Source organism: Tenacibaculum sp. HL-MS23 (genome assembly GCF_032463465.1).
GTDB classification, from domain to species: domain Bacteria; phylum Bacteroidota; class Bacteroidia; order Flavobacteriales; family Flavobacteriaceae; genus Polaribacter; species Polaribacter bernardetii.
This window is the reverse complement of the sequence record NZ_CP135989.1, coordinates 1,086,490-1,102,706: the sequence shown is the minus strand read 5'-3', so window position 1 is coordinate 1,102,706 and position 16,217 is coordinate 1,086,490. Positions and strand designations below refer to the sequence as shown.

Annotated in this window: 12 protein-coding genes and 1 pseudogene; 4 read left to right on the top strand and 9 right to left on the bottom strand. The window is 29.7% G+C overall.

The features are described from left to right. Nucleotides 1-13 precede the first annotated feature (13 nt). The 3 genes and pseudogenes from RRF68_RS05085 to RRF68_RS05075 all read right to left on the bottom strand — a co-directional run bounded on the left by RRF68_RS05085 (nucleotide 14) and on the right by RRF68_RS05075 (nucleotide 2,908). Nucleotides 14-445, bottom strand: coding sequence for a DUF2271 domain-containing protein (locus RRF68_RS05085; RefSeq protein ID WP_255554386.1), 432 nt, complete (start codon nucleotides 443-445; stop codon nucleotides 14-16). Nucleotides 446-512: 67 nt separating this feature from the next. Next, the gene (locus tag RRF68_RS05080; RefSeq protein ID WP_315945209.1) at nucleotides 513-1,997 is read right to left on the bottom strand and encodes an ankyrin repeat domain-containing protein; all 1,485 of its coding nucleotides are present in this window, start codon (nucleotides 1,995-1,997) and stop codon (nucleotides 513-515) included. Nucleotides 1,998-2,006: 9 nt separating this feature from the next. Beyond that, nucleotides 2,007-2,908, bottom strand: a pseudogene (locus tag RRF68_RS05075) (DUF6607 family protein). 98 nt (nucleotides 2,909-3,006) lie between these two features. Between RRF68_RS05075 and RRF68_RS05070 the strand changes: the two are divergent. Together RRF68_RS05070 and RRF68_RS05065 are read left to right on the top strand one after the other, a co-directional pair. Beyond that, entirely contained in the window at nucleotides 3,007-5,133 is a 2,127-nt protein-coding gene (locus RRF68_RS05070; RefSeq protein WP_315945208.1) for a TonB-dependent receptor plug domain-containing protein, read from the top strand. 11 nt (nucleotides 5,134-5,144) lie between these two features. Continuing rightward, the gene (locus RRF68_RS05065) at nucleotides 5,145-6,230 is read left to right on the top strand and encodes an HmuY family protein (RefSeq protein ID WP_315945207.1); all 1,086 of its coding nucleotides are present in this window, start codon (nucleotides 5,145-5,147) and stop codon (nucleotides 6,228-6,230) included. 122 nt (nucleotides 6,231-6,352) lie between these two features. On the opposite strand, the gene uvrA is transcribed toward RRF68_RS05065, so the two are convergent. After that, a complete protein-coding gene (gene uvrA, locus RRF68_RS05060; protein ID WP_315945206.1) occupies nucleotides 6,353-9,145 on the bottom strand; it encodes an excinuclease ABC subunit UvrA in 2,793 nt (930 codons plus the stop codon). A gap of 235 nt (nucleotides 9,146-9,380) precedes the next feature. On the opposite strand from uvrA, the gene RRF68_RS05055 reads away from it, so the two are divergent. Further along, nucleotides 9,381-9,968 carry an RNA polymerase sigma factor gene (locus tag RRF68_RS05055; RefSeq protein ID WP_315945205.1) on the top strand — a complete coding sequence of 196 codons (588 nt, stop codon included), beginning with the start codon at nucleotides 9,381-9,383 and terminating at the stop codon, nucleotides 9,966-9,968. 237 nt (nucleotides 9,969-10,205) lie between these two features. On the opposite strand, the gene nth is transcribed toward RRF68_RS05055, so the two are convergent. After that, nucleotides 10,206-10,862: an endonuclease III gene (gene nth, locus RRF68_RS05050; protein ID WP_315945204.1), complete on the bottom strand. Its 657-nt coding sequence runs from the start codon at nucleotides 10,860-10,862 to the stop codon at nucleotides 10,206-10,208. Between the two features lie 34 nt (nucleotides 10,863-10,896). Between nth and bcp the strand changes: the two genes are divergently transcribed. Continuing rightward, a complete protein-coding gene (gene bcp, locus RRF68_RS05045; RefSeq protein WP_315945203.1) occupies nucleotides 10,897-11,349 on the top strand; it encodes a thioredoxin-dependent thiol peroxidase in 453 nt (150 codons plus the stop codon). Between the two features lie 29 nt (nucleotides 11,350-11,378). Here the strand turns inward: bcp and RRF68_RS05040 are convergent, their stop codons facing one another. From RRF68_RS05040 to RRF68_RS05025, 4 genes are read right to left on the bottom strand one after another with little or no spacing between them, the layout of a single operon-like run. Next, nucleotides 11,379-12,290 (bottom strand): sterol desaturase family protein, encoded by a 912-nt coding sequence (locus tag RRF68_RS05040; protein WP_315945202.1) that lies wholly within the window; start codon nucleotides 12,288-12,290, stop codon nucleotides 11,379-11,381. Between the two features lie 56 nt (nucleotides 12,291-12,346). Then, the gene (locus RRF68_RS05035; protein WP_275316738.1) at nucleotides 12,347-12,985 is read right to left on the bottom strand and encodes an alpha/beta hydrolase; all 639 of its coding nucleotides are present in this window, start codon (nucleotides 12,983-12,985) and stop codon (nucleotides 12,347-12,349) included. Nucleotide 12,986: 1 nt separating this feature from the next. Beyond that, on the bottom strand, nucleotides 12,987-14,246 hold the full coding sequence (locus RRF68_RS05030; RefSeq protein WP_315945201.1) for a dihydroorotase: 1,260 nt from the start codon (nucleotides 14,244-14,246) through the stop codon (nucleotides 12,987-12,989). After that, nucleotides 14,243-16,174 carry a BatA domain-containing protein gene (locus tag RRF68_RS05025; protein WP_315945200.1) on the bottom strand — a complete coding sequence of 644 codons (1,932 nt, stop codon included), beginning with the start codon at nucleotides 16,172-16,174 and terminating at the stop codon, nucleotides 14,243-14,245. The genes RRF68_RS05030 and RRF68_RS05025 overlap by 4 nt, the downstream gene beginning before the upstream one ends. Between the last annotated feature and the right edge of the window lie 43 nt (nucleotides 16,175-16,217).

Sequence of the window (16,217 nt, the reverse complement as noted above, 5' to 3'; positions counted from 1 at the left end):
ATTATTTTACTAATTATTGGGGAATCATGCGGATGTAACGTATAAACCCTTTTCCTTCAACCTTGGTTTTTACGTTTTCTGTAGTAAGTTCGAATTCAACATCATCTTTATAGTATTCTTGATCCTCAACGGCAGATTCAAATCTAATTTTATAACCTTTATTTAATTTACTTTCCGGAATTTTAAGAATACTAATAGTTCTATTACCTCCACTAACTGTAGCTCCTGTTATCGCATCTATATCAGCTCTTTTTGTACCTTGAAACTTCCACCATTCTGTTATATCAGAATACCAATCTTCATCATCACCTTGTACATATAGCGTTTTTTCATATTCGCCATCTGGGTTTAATAAAGAAACTGTAATATAAGCACCTTCGCCTGTATAATTTTTTAATTGAATCATACATTTATAAGTAGCATCATCAGAAGTAGTAAAAGCCATCGCTCCGAAAGCCAAGAATAAAATTATAAGTGTTTTTTTCATGTTATTTATGTTTAATTACTTGAGTTTATTTTAAAAAACTGATATCGGTATTTTTTAGATTTTCATTTTCTTTAGCTAAATCATATAAAGTTTCATCAAAATCTGTTTTTACATTTTTATCTGCTCCTTTGCTAAGTAAATGTTTTATGATTTTATGATCTTTAGCAATTAAAACAGCTTCTTGCAATGCTGATAATCCTTTTTTGTTTTTAGCATTGATATCAATTTTATAATCAGCTATAAAATTTAGCATAGCAATACTTTGTTTTCTAACAGCAAGGTGAAATAAAGTATTTTCGTCTTTTTGTATCTCTTCAATATTTAAACCTTTAGTTTTTAAAAGTGTTAGTTTTTGTTGAAATTCTTCCGTCTTCTTAGCGTTAAAGGTTTTAAATAAATAATAGTTTAAATAATTTCCTTTAGCATCAAAAATACTTGTTTTTGCTCCTTTTTTTAATAAAAATTTAACAACCTCTAAATTGTTGCTCAAGCTGTTTGTAAGGGCAGATTTTCCTTCTTTATTAGTGTGGTTAATGTTTTTAGTTTTTGAAGCTAATAACTTAATGACCTCTAAAGAGTTCCTTCTAGCTGCATTTATTAAAGGAGTATTTCCATTAACATCAACTTTATTAATAGCTATTCCTTTTGATATGAAATAATTAAAAGTTGCGATGTCTTTATTTCCATAAGCTAAATTATGAATAGGGTTTTTACCTTCGTTATTAGTTATGTTAGGGTTGATGCCTAAGTTTTCTAAATATTTAAAAAAAGCTAAAGAATTGTAACCACTTCTAGAACCTCTTGAAGCTAACAAAAATGCATTTCCACCATTTTTATTTAGGTTTTTATATGGGATTTCTTTTTTTAATAATAATTGAGCTATTTTTTTATTACCATTTTTAGCAGCATAATTAAACGCTCCGTTACCATCATTATCTAAACTATTAAGAGACAATCCTTTTGCAGTAAAATAATCAACCAAGGCGAAATCTTTTAAATTAGGAATTACTAGTAACAACGCATTAGCACCATTTTCGTTTACATCATTTTTAATATCGATACCGTTTTTAATAAGTACATCGTATATTTTTGTGTTGGTTTGTCCTGCTGCCGCAGCAAAAGTTAACGGTGAAAAATTATGAGAATCTTTTAAATCTAGTCGAGCTTTATTATCAATAAGATGTTTAACTAATTCTAAATTTCCTTTATAAGCAGCCCAAAACACGTAGGTTCTTTTATCATGTGTTAGCTTATTTACACCATTATCTTTTTGTTTAAGCAGGTGTTTTATAGTAGTATTTGGTGCTTCAGCTAAAATAGCATTGGTAACAGCATCAAAACCATTAGATGTTAATGCGCTAGGGTTGTTGTTTTCTTTTATTTTTTGATCAATAATAGCAACAGTTGGTTTTGTTTTCCAGAAAGCACGATCAAAAAAAACGTTTTTTGTTTGTGCTTGTAGTATACTTGTAATGAAAACAAGTAAAAATGTAAATTGTAAATTTTTCATGTGTTTTATTTATTTTTTAACGAAAGATTCAATCGTTTTATCTATTTGTTGTTGCTCGGTTATTTGGTCTGAAAATAAGTGTTTGTATAATGGTTTGTTCTGTACTTTTTTCTCTAGAGAAAGATTGGTGTTTCTTCCATAAACTTCATCCCATTTATTTCTAACTAATTGCCATTTGTTGGTGTTTTTTTCCACCAATCTTGCGATGCTTTACATCTAGTATCAGCAACTTTAACATAAGTGTTGTAGCCTTTTTCATGTGCTAATACAATATCTTTTTCACCTGCTTTTCTAATTATTTTCTTGTTATCTTGATCATGTACCCAACCATAGCTTGTAATTTCATGACGATTTCCTCTTTCAGTTACATTATAGTCGCTTCGTTTTGTGTATTCTCTACGAGGTAAAGGCGCATCTGTTGTGTTTTCCCAATAACTTTTTCCATCTATATGTACCCAAGTTCCTGAGCCTTCGTAACGAGGACTATCATCTACTTGATATACTTTTTGGGTCCATTGTTTTTTTACATCAGCTTTTTTTTTGTTTTCATACAGCCAATTATTATCACCATTAAACATATAAAAATCTTGATTTTGATATGTCCAATCTTGTCGCCAATGTTTTACAATATGAGGGCTAGCAGGATTACCTACTTGTAGTAAATGCTGAATAGAAATATCATTTTTACCATCTTTAATTAATTCGGCCCACTCTAAACCTTTTGCAATTTTTGTTTTTGATGGTTTGTATAAAGAATCTTTACTGTTGTTAAAAGTTTCAGCAAAATTAAAAGTAACCTCAAAACAACCACACATTTTTTTAATAGCCGCTATGTCTTTTTTCTTTTTACTCTGAGCATTTATTGTAAGAGTAGATAGTAGTATAAAACTACCTAAAATTAGTTTTTTCATTTTTATGTTTTTTATGAGTTATAATTTTTTGACAAAAATATAACTTTTATTTAGATTGATTAAGAATAAGAATATATATTTGCCGAAAATTATTAAGAATGTTTCTAGATAGTAAATTTACAGGATTCCTTTTACTAATATCTTTAGTTGCTTTTGGTCAAGAACAAAAGCAAGACTCTATTGATTCTGTTATATTAGATGAGGTTGTAGTTACGGGGCAATACAACCCTCAATCTATAAAGAAATCGGTTTATAATGTAACAGTAATTAAGAGAGAACAGATAGATAAACAAGCGGCTAACAATTTAGCGGACTTGCTTAACTTTAATTTAAATCTAACAATTATACCTAGCTCTCAAACAGGAAAATCAACAATTTCTTTTTTTGGATTAGATTCTCAATACTTTAATATTCTTATAGATAATGTTCCTTTAGTTAGTGATAACGGATTGGGAAATAATATTGATTTAACACAAGTAAATTTAGATGATGTTGATCGTATAGAAATTGTAGAAGGTGCAATGGGAGTAGAGTATGGTGCCAATGCTGTCTCTGGAGTAATTAACATAATTACAAAAAAATCAATAAATGGTAAATGGAATATTAAAGCGTCTTTACAAGAAGAAACAGTTAGTAATGAGTATGCTTTGTTTGATGAAGGAAGGCATATACAAGCAGTTAATATTTCTCATAATTTCAATGAAAATTGGTTTGTAAGAACAGGTTTTAACCGTAATCAGTTTGCCGGATTCTATAATAATAAACAGGGGCGAGATTATTATAAAAACGACAAATTACGAGGATACGATTGGTTACCAAAAACACAAGTAAGTACAAATGTCTTGTTAAATTATAGAATAGAAAATTTTAAACTATTGTATAAATTCGAGTATTTTAATGAACTTATAAACTACTATGATGCAGCTGTAAGAGCGAATATAGATACAGGATCACAAACTAGTAATCCGTCAGCAACCGATAGAGTTTTTACTTCTAATAGGTTTGTAAATAATTTAAATATAAGCGGTAAATTAAATTCAGGTGCTAATTATAATGTTTCATTGTCCTACCAAACTCAAAAGCGCTATTTAAACGAGTTTAATTATTATATACTAGGCGGAGAGAAAACAAATGAAAGGGATGAATTACAACAATCAAGTAAAGTTTTCTTTTCTAAAGGAACAATAAACAATATTATAAAAAATGATTTTTATAATTTTCAATTAGGCTATGAAACACGTTTTATAAGTGGTTTTGATACGCAAGCATCAGGTGATGTAACACAACAAGATAAAGAAAAAAAGCAAAATAATTATGCTGTATTTGGTTCGTCTGAAATAAATGTTTCTGATAATTTTATGCTACGACCAGGTATGCGATATGAATATAGTTCATTGTTTAATTCTAAACTACTTACTTCTTTAAGTGTAAGGTATTTAATGAAAAAAGGTTTTGAGTTACGAGGTAATGTAGGAACGTCTTATAGAACACCCAATTTTGAAGAGCTCTACTATTATTTTGTAGATTCTAATCATGACGTTAGAGGTAACGAAAATTTAAAACCAGAAAATGGGTATTCAGCTTCTGTAAATTTTAAAAAACATAGTTGGTTTAAAAACAAATCTTTATTAAATACTATAAAGTTAAGCTACATTAATGTAAGAGATAAAATAGATTTAGCAATTGTAAATAGTTGGCCTTTAAAATATCAATATATAAATATTGATGCATACAAACTGTGGGGAATTACAACTGAAAATAGTATTAAAACGGATAACTGGGCTTTTAATTTAGGAGGTACAGTGCAAGGTATTTCTAGAGTTGCGAATAACGAAGAAAATGCTAAAAATGACTACTTGTATTCTTTTCAATTAAATACAAGTGCTACTTATCAAATTAAAAAATGGAAAACAGCTATTACAGTATTGTTAAAGCACAACGGTAAGCAACAAAATTACGTTGCATCAGGAACAGATGTTGATGGTAATTCTATATTTTCAAAATCAGCCACAAGTGCTTATCAGTGGTTAGATGCTTCAGTAAAAAAATCTTTTTTTAATAACAAAATACAAACAACATTAGGAGCAAGAAACTTATTTGATGTTACTAACGTAAACATTAGTAATTCAAACTCAGGAGCTGTGCATTCATCAAATAATAACTCACTTTTATTGGGTTACGGAAGATCATACTATTTAAAACTATTATATAACCTCAATTTTTAAAATTAATAATCATGATAAACAAGTTTTTAACATTCATTTTAATCGCCACTGTATTTTTATTAGGAAGCTGTAGTAGCGAAAGCGATTTACCATTAGAACCAATTAAAGTAGTAATTAAAGGAGCAACGATTACTCCAGAAGTTGGAGGATCAAACGAACAAAATCAAGTGTATTTAGATTTAAGTACAAAAACAACTACGGTTGTAAAAAGAGATTCTTGGGATTTAGGTTTTTATTCTGGCAACGATTTTAGAGTTGTAATAAATGGGTCTCTATATATGGCAGTAGCCGAATTATCAACAACTGATATAGACGCTATAACTTCAACATCTACAGAAGTAGTAGATTTACAACCAAAAGTAGCAGTTGGTACTTTTAGTTCTGAAAATACAGTATATGTAGATGCACCAGATGGCGATATTACTAAAACAGCAATTGCTGAGGTTTCTAATATAGAAGCAAATAATAAAGTGTATTTAGTGAATTTAGGATACGAAGTCGGAACGGGAACAGCAACAACGGGTAGTGTTAATATTTCGGGTGATTTAAGAGGATGGAAAAAAATTAGAGTGTTAAATAATAATAATGATTACGTGCTTCAATTTGCAGATTTAGATGCTACAACCCATCAAGAGATTGTTATATCTAAAGATAGTAAGTATAATTTTAACTTTTTTAGTTTTAATACTGAAGGAATAGTAAATGTAGAACCTGAAAAAACAGATTGGGATTTAAACTTCTCTGTTTTTACAAATGAAATTCCAGGTTTTGGTTCTTATGGCTATTCAGATTTTGTTGTAAATAATACAAAGTCAGAAGCAAGAGTTTATAAGGTCGATGTAAACGTAGATGCTTTTACATATGATGATTTTGTATTAACAGATGTTGTTTTTGGTAATTTCACAAACGACCAACGTAGTATTGGTAGTAGCTGGAGAAATGGAGGAGGACCAGGAAGCTTACCTTCTTTAAAAGAAAATGTATTTTATATAATAAATGATACCGCAGGTAATTTATATAAGTTACAATTTTTAGCATTAACAAATGAAGTAGGTGAACGTGGTTATCCGAAGTTTGTTTATAGTTTATTAGAGTAAAAAAAGTGCTTACATTTTATGTAAACAATACGATATTTCAATAATTATTGAATTTTGTTAGTTTTTGTTACAGTTGAAACTGCTTAGCTTGAAAAAGTTAGGCAGTTTCTTATAGTAACATTTTATAATTTTAACTTCTCTGCTAAATAACTAGCGGTATAAGATGCTTTATTTTTAACTAACTCTTCAGGCGTTCCAGTAAAAATTAAATTCCCGCCATTTTTACCACCTTCTAAACCAAGATCTATAATATAATCGGCACATTTAATTAACTCGATATTATGTTCAATAACAATTATCGAATGTCCTTTTTCGATTAAAGCATTAAACGATGCTAATAGTTTTTTAATGTCATGAAAATGCAATCCAGTTGTAGGTTCATCAAAAATAAATAAAGCTTTGTCCTTAGTATTTCCTTTTATTAAAAACGAGGCTAATTTTATACGTTGCGCTTCTCCACCAGATAAGGTTGAAGACGATTGCCCTAATTGCACATACCCTAAACCAACATCTTGCAAAGGTTTTAATTTTTTAGCAATTTTAGGTTGCTCGTGTTCCGAGAAAAAAGCAACAGCATCATCAATAGTTGAATTTAAAATGTCATCAATAGATTTCCCTCCAAAAGTAACTTCTAACACTTCTTTTTTAAAGCGTTTTCCGTTACAGGTATCGCACTGCAAATGCACGTCGGCCATAAATTGCATTTCAATCGTAACTTCACCTTCACCTTTACAAACCTCGCAACGACCACCTTCTACATTAAAAGAAAAATGTTTAGGTTGGTAATTTCTTATGTTAGATAGTTTTTGATCTGATAACAATTTACGAATGTCATCGTAAGCTTTAATATAAGTAACAGGGTTTGATCTTGAAGAACGCCCAATCGGATTTTGATCGATAAATTCGATATGTTTTATCGTATCAAAACTTCCTGTTATGTTGGTGTATTGGCCAACTTTATCTCCATATCCGTTTAGCTTTTTCTGCATTGCAGGATATAAAATTTTCTTAACCAACGTACTTTTTCCACTACCTGAAACTCCTGTAATTACCGTTAAGTTGTTTAAAGGAAAAGAAACATCTACATTTTTTAAGTTGTTTTCTCGTGCACCAATAATATTAATGGTGTTTTTTGATGTTCTGCGAGAAGTTGGAATATCAATTTTTAATTCTTCGGATAAATATTTAGCAGTCAATGAGTCAGATTTCATAATAGCATCAAAAGTACCTTCGGCAACTACGTGTCCGCCATAAGTACCTGCTTCTGGGCCGATATCAATAATATAATCAGCTTCTTTCATAATATCTTCATCATGTTCAACCACAATAACGGTATTCCCTAAATCACGCAAATCTTTAAGAACCTCAATTAGTCTTTCTGTATCTTTTGGATGCAAACCAATACTTGGCTCATCTAAAATATACATAGATCCTACGAGCGAACTACCTAAAGAAGTGGCTAAATTTATACGTTGACTTTCACCACCAGAAAGCGTGTTAGAGGTGCGATTTAAGGTTAGGTATTTTAAACCAACATCAGTTAAAAAAAGCAAACGATTGTTAATTTCGGTAAGCAATCTTTTTGCAATGTTTTTATCGTTTTCATTTAAGTTTATGTTCTTAAAAAAAACAGCCAATTCATCTAAAGGAAGTGTAACTAAATCAGAAATTATTTTATCGTGTACTTTTACGTAGTTGGCTTCTTTACGTAATCTTTTACCGTTACAATCGGTACAGGTTGTTTTTCCGCGATAGCGAGAAAGCATTACTCTGTTTTGAATTTTATAGCTTTTTTCTTCTAGTTTTTTAAATAAATCATGTATTCCTTCAAACTTATTTGTCCCGTTCCAAATAAGCTCTTTTTGTGCTTCAGAAATTTCAAACCAAGGTTTATGAATAGGAATATCAAATGTTTCGGCGTTAATAATTAACTCATCCTTGTATATTCTGTAAGCATCAGTTTTAAAAGGAAAAATAGCATCTTCAAAGATTGATAATCCTGTATTCGGAATCACTAAATCTTCGTCAATACCAATTACGCTTCCGTAACCTTCACAAGTAGGGCAGGCTCCGTATGGGTTGTTAAAACTAAATAAATGAGTGTTCGGTTCTAAAAAAGTAATACCGTCTAACTCAAATTTATTACTAAATTCAGTAACAACGTTCGTATTTAGGTTTTCTATTAAACAGAACCCCTTTCCTTCAAAAAAAGCAGTTTGAATAGCATCACCTAAACGATTGTAAAAATCTTCTTCGTGTTTTAAAACAATTCGATCAACCACTAAAAATAATGCTTCATTATTATAATCTTCAATAGGAAAATCATCAATTCTTAAAACAGTATCATTATATTTTAATCGCGCGTAACCTTGTTGCGTTAATACTTGTAAAACAGTTTTTAAATCTCTGTTTTCATTAATGGTAATTGGCGCAAGTAATAAAAGTTTAGTGCGCTCTTCGAAATTTTTAACGAAAGTAAGCACATCAGAAACGGTATGCTTTTTTACTTCATTACCAGATATTGGCGAAATAGTTTTACCAATACGCGCGTATAATAGTTTTATATAATCGTAAATTTCTGTTGAGGTACCTACAGTTGATCTTGGATTTGTTGAATTTACCTTTTGTTCGATTGCAATTGCCGGAGCAATCCCTTTTATATAATCTACTTTAGGTTTGTGTAATTTCCCTAAAAACTGACGTGCGTATGAAGATAAACTTTCTACATAACGACGCTGTCCTTCGGCATACAAAGTATCAAAAGCTAAAGAAGATTTTCCAGAACCAGAGAGGCCTGTTATTACAACTAATTTATTTCGAGGAATAACAACATCAATATTTTTTAAATTGTGCAGTTTTGCCCCTTTTATAATAATGTTTTCCTTAGGATTAACGGTAGAAATATCTGTTTTCATCTATAAAAAAATAATGTATAAAAATACCATTTTTGTAAATGAATGAAGAAGATAATTTGTTCTTTTTTTTAAAATAACTTATAAAATTAATTTAATACTTGTATTTGTTAATAAAAATAACAATATTTGTAACTAGTTACTAATCAATAAATAAAAAGCCTATAGCTCAATAATTACTTTTTAAAGATATACCCTTAACGAAAGAATGTCTAACGACGTTCTTAAAAAAGTAATTATGATACATAAAGATGTTGTAAGCGATAGCGCTTTAGTAAGAGACTACATTAATGGAAAAGAGTTAGCAATAGAGTTGCTAATTAAACGCCACCAGCAAAGATTATATAGTTTTATATATAGCAAAGTACAGAATAGAGATACTACAGAAGATATTTTTCAAGACACTTTTATTAAGGTGATAAAAACACTTAAAAAAGGACGTTATAACGAAGAAGGTAAGTTTTTGCCTTGGGTTATGAGAATTTCTCATAATTTAATTATCGATTTTTTCAGAAAAAATAATAGAATGCCTACTTTTAATAATACAGAAGATTTTGATATTTTTTCGGTACTAACTGATGGTGCTTTAAATGCTGAAAATAAAATTATAAAAGAACAAATTTTATCTGACGTTAGAGATTTAGTAGAAGAATTGCCAGAAGAGCAAAAAGAAGTTTTAAAAATGCGTATTTATAACGATATGAGTTTTAATGAGATTTCTGAGAATACAGGGGTGAGCATTAATACGGCTTTAGGGAGAATGAGATATGCATTAATTAATTTAAGGAAAATAATAGAGAAAAATAAAATAATTTTAGTAAATTAGACAATATTAGTAAAAATGCGTCGTTAAATACTTGATAACAAAATATATAAAGGGAATATATGATGCAAACTTACTCACAGAGATCTTCGGATTTCATTATGAAACCTAAACAAGAAACAATTCAATTTTTGATTAATTTTTCTAAATCTTTACAAGTAGTTAAAACCAAATCAAACTATCTCATTGAATTGAATTTGAATTAAGAGAGGAAAAGCTTCAACACTAGTTGAAGCTTTTTTATGCGCGTTTTTTATAATATTTATCTAAAACAGTTTTTCTCCCTATTGTTTTTGTAATAATATCATTTTCTAAATCCCAACCACGAGCAGGAGAATATTCACGTCCGTACCAGATTATTTGCAAGTGAAGATCATTCCAAATTTCTTTAGGAAATAAACGTTTTGCATCTTTTTCTGTTTGAGCTACATTTTTACCGTTCGTTAAATTCCAACGATACAATAATCTATGAATATGAGTATCTATTGGAAAAGCAGGAACACCGAAAGCTTGACTCATTACTACTCCAGCAGTTTTATGGCCTACAGCAGGTAATTCTTCTAAAAACTCAAAACTCTCAGGAACTTCTCCGTTATGTTTTTCGATTAATATTTTAGATAAACCATAAATTCCCTTCGATTTCATAGGTGACAATCCGCAAGGCCTAATGATTTCTTTAATTTCTTCTACAGTCATTTTTACCATATCGTAAGGATTATCTGCTTTAGCGAATAAAAGAGGTGTAATTTTATTTACACGAACATCAGTGCATTGCGCAGACAATAAAACGGCAATAAGTAAGGTGTATGGATCTTTATGATCTAAAGGAACTGGTATTTCTGGATACAATTTCTCTAATGTATCTATCACAAATTGAACTTTGTTTGCCTTGGTCATTTTCTTTATCTTTATATCGACAAAAATACAAATTATGACAACATTAAAAATAGGAGATAAAGCACCAAATTTCGAATCTGTTGATGAAAAAGGAAATACAGTAAAACTTACAGATTACAAAGGTAAAAAGTTAGTTTTATTTTTTTATCCCAAAGCAAGCACACCAGGTTGTACAAATGAAGCGTGTGATTTGAGAGATAATTATCAGGCTTTTTTAGCAAAAGGTTACGAAGTTTTAGGAGCAAGTGCAGATTCTGCTAAACGACAACAAAACTGGATAAACAAACATGAGTTGCCTTTTCCATTATTGGCAGATGAATCTAAAGAGGTAATTAATGCTTTTGGTATTTGGGGTCCAAAAAAGTTTATGGGAAAAGAATATGATGGAATTCACAGAACGACTTTTGTAATTGATGAAAACGGAATTATTGAAGATATAATAAGTAAAGTAAAAACAAAAGAACACGCTAAACAGATTTTAGGATAACAAAAAACCGAGCTTAAAGCTCGGTTTTTTTATTTTTGTTCAGCGGATAATTCAGCTTGTAACTCTTTACTTGTTTTAGAGCTGTTGTCATGACTCCAACCTGGAGGCATAAAAACATATTTAAGTCGAGTGCCTAGTGGTAAATGTTTTTTTCTACTAAAGAAGTCTTTAAAAATCTCTTTCCATTCATGAAAAATTATATTGATAGGACCTTTGTCTTCTAAAGGAGAAGTTAATCCGTAACGTAGTTTTTCGTAAGTTACTTCATCTTCTTCAGCTTGAAATGTTCCGAACATACGATCCCAAATAATTAAAACCATTCCCATGTTTTTATCTAAGTATTTGGTGTTCGAAGCATGATGCACTCTATGATGCGACGGAGTTACAAAGAAAAATCCCCACAAGCCTAATTTACTTTTTATGAAATTTGTGTGGCATAAAGTACCGTAAATTTGATTCAATGCGTAAGCAAACATAATATGTAAAGGTTCAACCCCTAAAAAAGCTAAAGGTAAAAAGAACATATAACGAAATAAAGGCTGTAATACTGGTGAACGAAAGCCTGTTGAAATATTATAATATTCAGAGTTATGATGTGTTACATGAACCGCCCAAAAAAACCTTGAATGATGATCTACATAATGATGTATGTAATATAAAAAGTCTTGACCAATAAAAGCAAATAACCAATAAGCTACGCCTAAATATTCCCAATCTACAATTCGGTAATAATAGCAAATTCCCATTACTCCAAAAGAGATTACTTTCATTAACAGATCTAGACTAAAGTTAATTAGTGCAAAATAAACATTCGTAGAAGTGTCTTTAAAATTATAATTTTTCTTTTTCGATCTATAACTAAAATATATTTCAATTAAAATTATTGAAATAAAAAATGGTGTGCTCCAAAAATATAGAACATCTTGATTTAATAAATCCATGTTGACTCTTTAGAATACAAAAATATTCCTTTTTACTTAAAAATAATAATTAAATTTTACAAACGATTTTCTATCCACTTTTTAAAACTATAAAAGTTTTGTGGCGCAACTCCATGTCCTACAGGATATTCTGAATATTCGCTTTGTAATTTATTGTCTGATAAAATTTGTGGCGCTTTTCGAGCCCAATCAATAGGTAGTACCTGATCAACAGTTCCGTGAGAAATATAATAATCTGTAGTAATCGTACTTCTTATTTCTTTAGGTAGTAATTCTTCGTTAATATAACCACTTAAAGCAATTACATGTTGCACTTTATTAGGGTAATTAAAACTTAGTGCGTAGCTTAAAATAGCTCCTTGGCTAAAACCTAAAAGAAATGTTTTATCAGGATTTGTGTTGTATTTGTTTTTTATTTCATCAATAAATAAAGCAATTTCATCTACTGATTCTTTTGCTTGCACTAAGTCAGAAAACTTTCCGTTAACAGCATCAAAATTAATAGCATACCAAGCATAAGCTCCCATACCCATACTGTGTGGTGCCTGCGCACTAACAATTAATAAGTTATCAGGTAATTCTTCTGCAAACGAAAATAAATCTTGCTCGTTACTACCGTACCCATGTAGTAAAATTAATAAAGGCGGATTTGTAGTTGTGTTCTTAGGTTCTCTTAGGATGTAATGTAAACTCATATTATGAATTTAAGATTAATTGATTATTATTGTAAATACCGTATACTTTTCCTTTTAATTCTTTATCTAAAAAAATACTGTTTTTTGATGTTGAAATGATGTTTTCTTCAGAAAATGTATAAGATCCATCAGGATTAAAAATTGATAGATTTGCTTTCTCATTTTCTTTGATAACTGATCTTTCAATTCCAAAACGTTCTTTTGGGTTGTTAGATAAACAGTTTACAATAGTTTCTAAATCTAATACTGAATTTAAAACGCCAAAAGCACTTTCTAAACCGATGGTTCCGTCTTTAGCCGCAGAAAATTCTACTTTTTTATGCTCAATATCTATCGGGTTATGATCTGAAGTAATCATATCAATCGTTCCATCTTTTAAACCTTTTATTAATGCTTTTGTATCGTTTAACGCTCTTAGTGGTGGATTTACCTTTTTATTACCATCAAAATCATGTAATTCATCATCAGTTAAAAATAAATTATGAACAGCTACGCTACACGTTACATCTAAACCTTTCTTTTTAGCGTCTTTAATTAGTTGAACCGATTTTTTAGTTGAAATTGTAGGAATATGTAGTTTTCCACCGGTATATTCTAATAAAAATAAATCACGAGAAATTTGAAGTTCTTCTGCTAAAGCAGGAATCCCCTTTAAACCTAAAAGCGTACTGTTTTTACCTTCATTAACAACGCCTTCACCAGCAATCGAATTGTTTTTAGGAAAACTCATTGCCAAGCCATTAAAATTCTGAGTGTATAATAAAGCTACTTTTAATAAATTATCGTTAGCAATAGGTTTATTATAATCTCCAAAAGCAATAGCACCAGATTGTTGCATGTCGTACAATTCTGCCATTTCAACACCTTTGCTTTGTTGCGTTAACGTACCAATAGGATATAGGTTCGTAGCAAATCCGTTTGCTTTATTAATTAAAAATTCCACAGCAGATTTATTGTCAATTACCGGGTTTGTATTCGGGTTTACGGCAACAGCTGTAAAACCGCTTTTAGCGGCTACTAATAAACCATGTTTAACTGTTTCGCGCTCTTCATAACCAGGTTCACCAAAAGAAACACTCGTATCAAACCAACCTGTAGAAACATGAAGGTTATCAAGTTTTAAAACTTGATATTCTTTTTTAGAAGTAATCGTATCGTTAATCTTGGTAATAATACCATCAGTAATTAAAATGTCTTTAGTTTGTTGGTGATAAGGACTAGAGGCATCAATAATTGTAGCCGATTTTAGCAGCGTTGTCATGGTTTAAAGAATTTTAAGATCAAAATTTCTATAAGCAAAGATACAATGGCTAAGGCTAAAAACCATTTCCAAAGCCATTGAATTTTATTTTCACTATTAATATTGTTTAAGGTATTTTTAACCGAATTAGCTGTGGTTTTTGAGTTTAAGTTTTCTGAGTCTAAGAAATTTAATAAGCTTTCTTTCTTCGGATAATTAAAAGCACTATTCTTTAAAATACTAGCTTCTTGTTTTATTTGATAAAACCCGGCAACTAAAGGTTGATCTGTAGTTGTAATTTTTACACTGTTTTGAAGTGTTTGCTGCAGCGGTATAAAGGAAGTTTGGTTATTAGAAATAGTTACTATTTCATCTTTACCTAATTGTTTGTTAATATCAATAACCGAGGGCTCACCAATCGTATAATATAATTTAGAAAGTTGTAAACTGTATTTACCAATATTATAAAAAACTGGCACTACCAAAGGCGAATTTATAAAATTACTATTCTCTTTACTAAGCGGAGCCGCTACCCAATAAATAGCCGAATTTGTTAAGTTTACTTGTTGTATAAAGCCTTGTTTGTTTTCGAAAGAAACAACAGTACTCGCGTTTAATAGTTGCGTATTATAAGCGGTTTTTACAAACGGATATTGAAAATTTTGAACAATTTTTTCAAACACATTTTTTAAAATCGGATGTTTGTAATTTATAGTTGTAATTTTTAAACTATCAGTTTTTTTAGAGAGTAGTTTTCCTATTTTAAGTTTGTTAAATAAACTGCTGTAAGACGAAATGGTTAAATCTCTAGAAGGTATTACAACCAAATTTCCACCATTTTTAGTGAATTCAATTAAACTAGCAATAAGATTTTCTGGAATATTATCAATTTCATTTAAAACAATTAAATGCTGTTTCTGAATTAAATTGTACTTCAGATTTTTAATAGTAGAAGATGTAAAGTCAAATGCTTCTTTTGTATAAATTCGGTTTAAAAAACCAGCAGGTTCGCCAATATTTAAAACAGCAGTTTTAGTGTTGGAGTTTATGGCGAAATAAAAGGAATTATCAAAAGTATAAGTGTCTTTAAAATTTAGTTCAATTTTCCCAGAAAAATCAGTTGTTTTTAAGATTGAAAAAACCACTTTTTGGGTTTTATTTTCTTCAATAGAAAAAAGTTGTTTATTGATTAACTTCTCTTTATTGTAAATAGCAATTGGTACATTTTTTTTAAAGATACCTTGATTTTTAACAAGAATATTTACTTGAAAATTTGTTGTACCGTTGTCACTTATAAAAACACTATCTATTGATAAATTACTTTTTTGCTGCGGATTTAATTTTACAAAAGAGGTATTCTTTGGAGAACTTAATAAGTCTTCTTTTTTTACGTTCTGAAAATCAGAAATAATAATGTTTTCAGAAAGTATATTTGTTTTGTTTTCGGTCGATATTTTTAATAAAACATCTTTTAATTCCGTTTTTTTAGCGGTATTTTTTACTTTTAACAAAATATCTTTTAAATCAGAAGCTGTTTTATTTTTATGAAATTCATCGTTTGTAATTAAAGAGTAAGTTGCTTTTTCTGATATGTTTTCTAGAATTTCTTGGCTAGCTACTTGTAATAAGTTCCCTTTTTCGCCATCGGTATTTGTACTTAAAGAATTATCTAAATAAATTAAGAAATGTTGTTGTTGATCGCTTTTATGATTGCTAAAATAAGGTTGTGCAAAAGCGATGATTAAGGCCGAAAATAATAGTAAGCGCGTAGCTAAAATCAACCATTTTTTTATGCGAGAACTTTTACGAGTTTGTAGTGCTAATTTTTTTAAAAAGGCAACGTTGGTAAACGGAACTTTAACAAATCGCTGTAATTGAAATAGGTGAACTATAATAGGAATTAGTAAAAGTACTAAGAAGTATAAAATTTCAGGATGTTTAAACTGCATAGTTCATTTTTTGCTCACTAAGTGAGATTTTAAGTGATTTAGC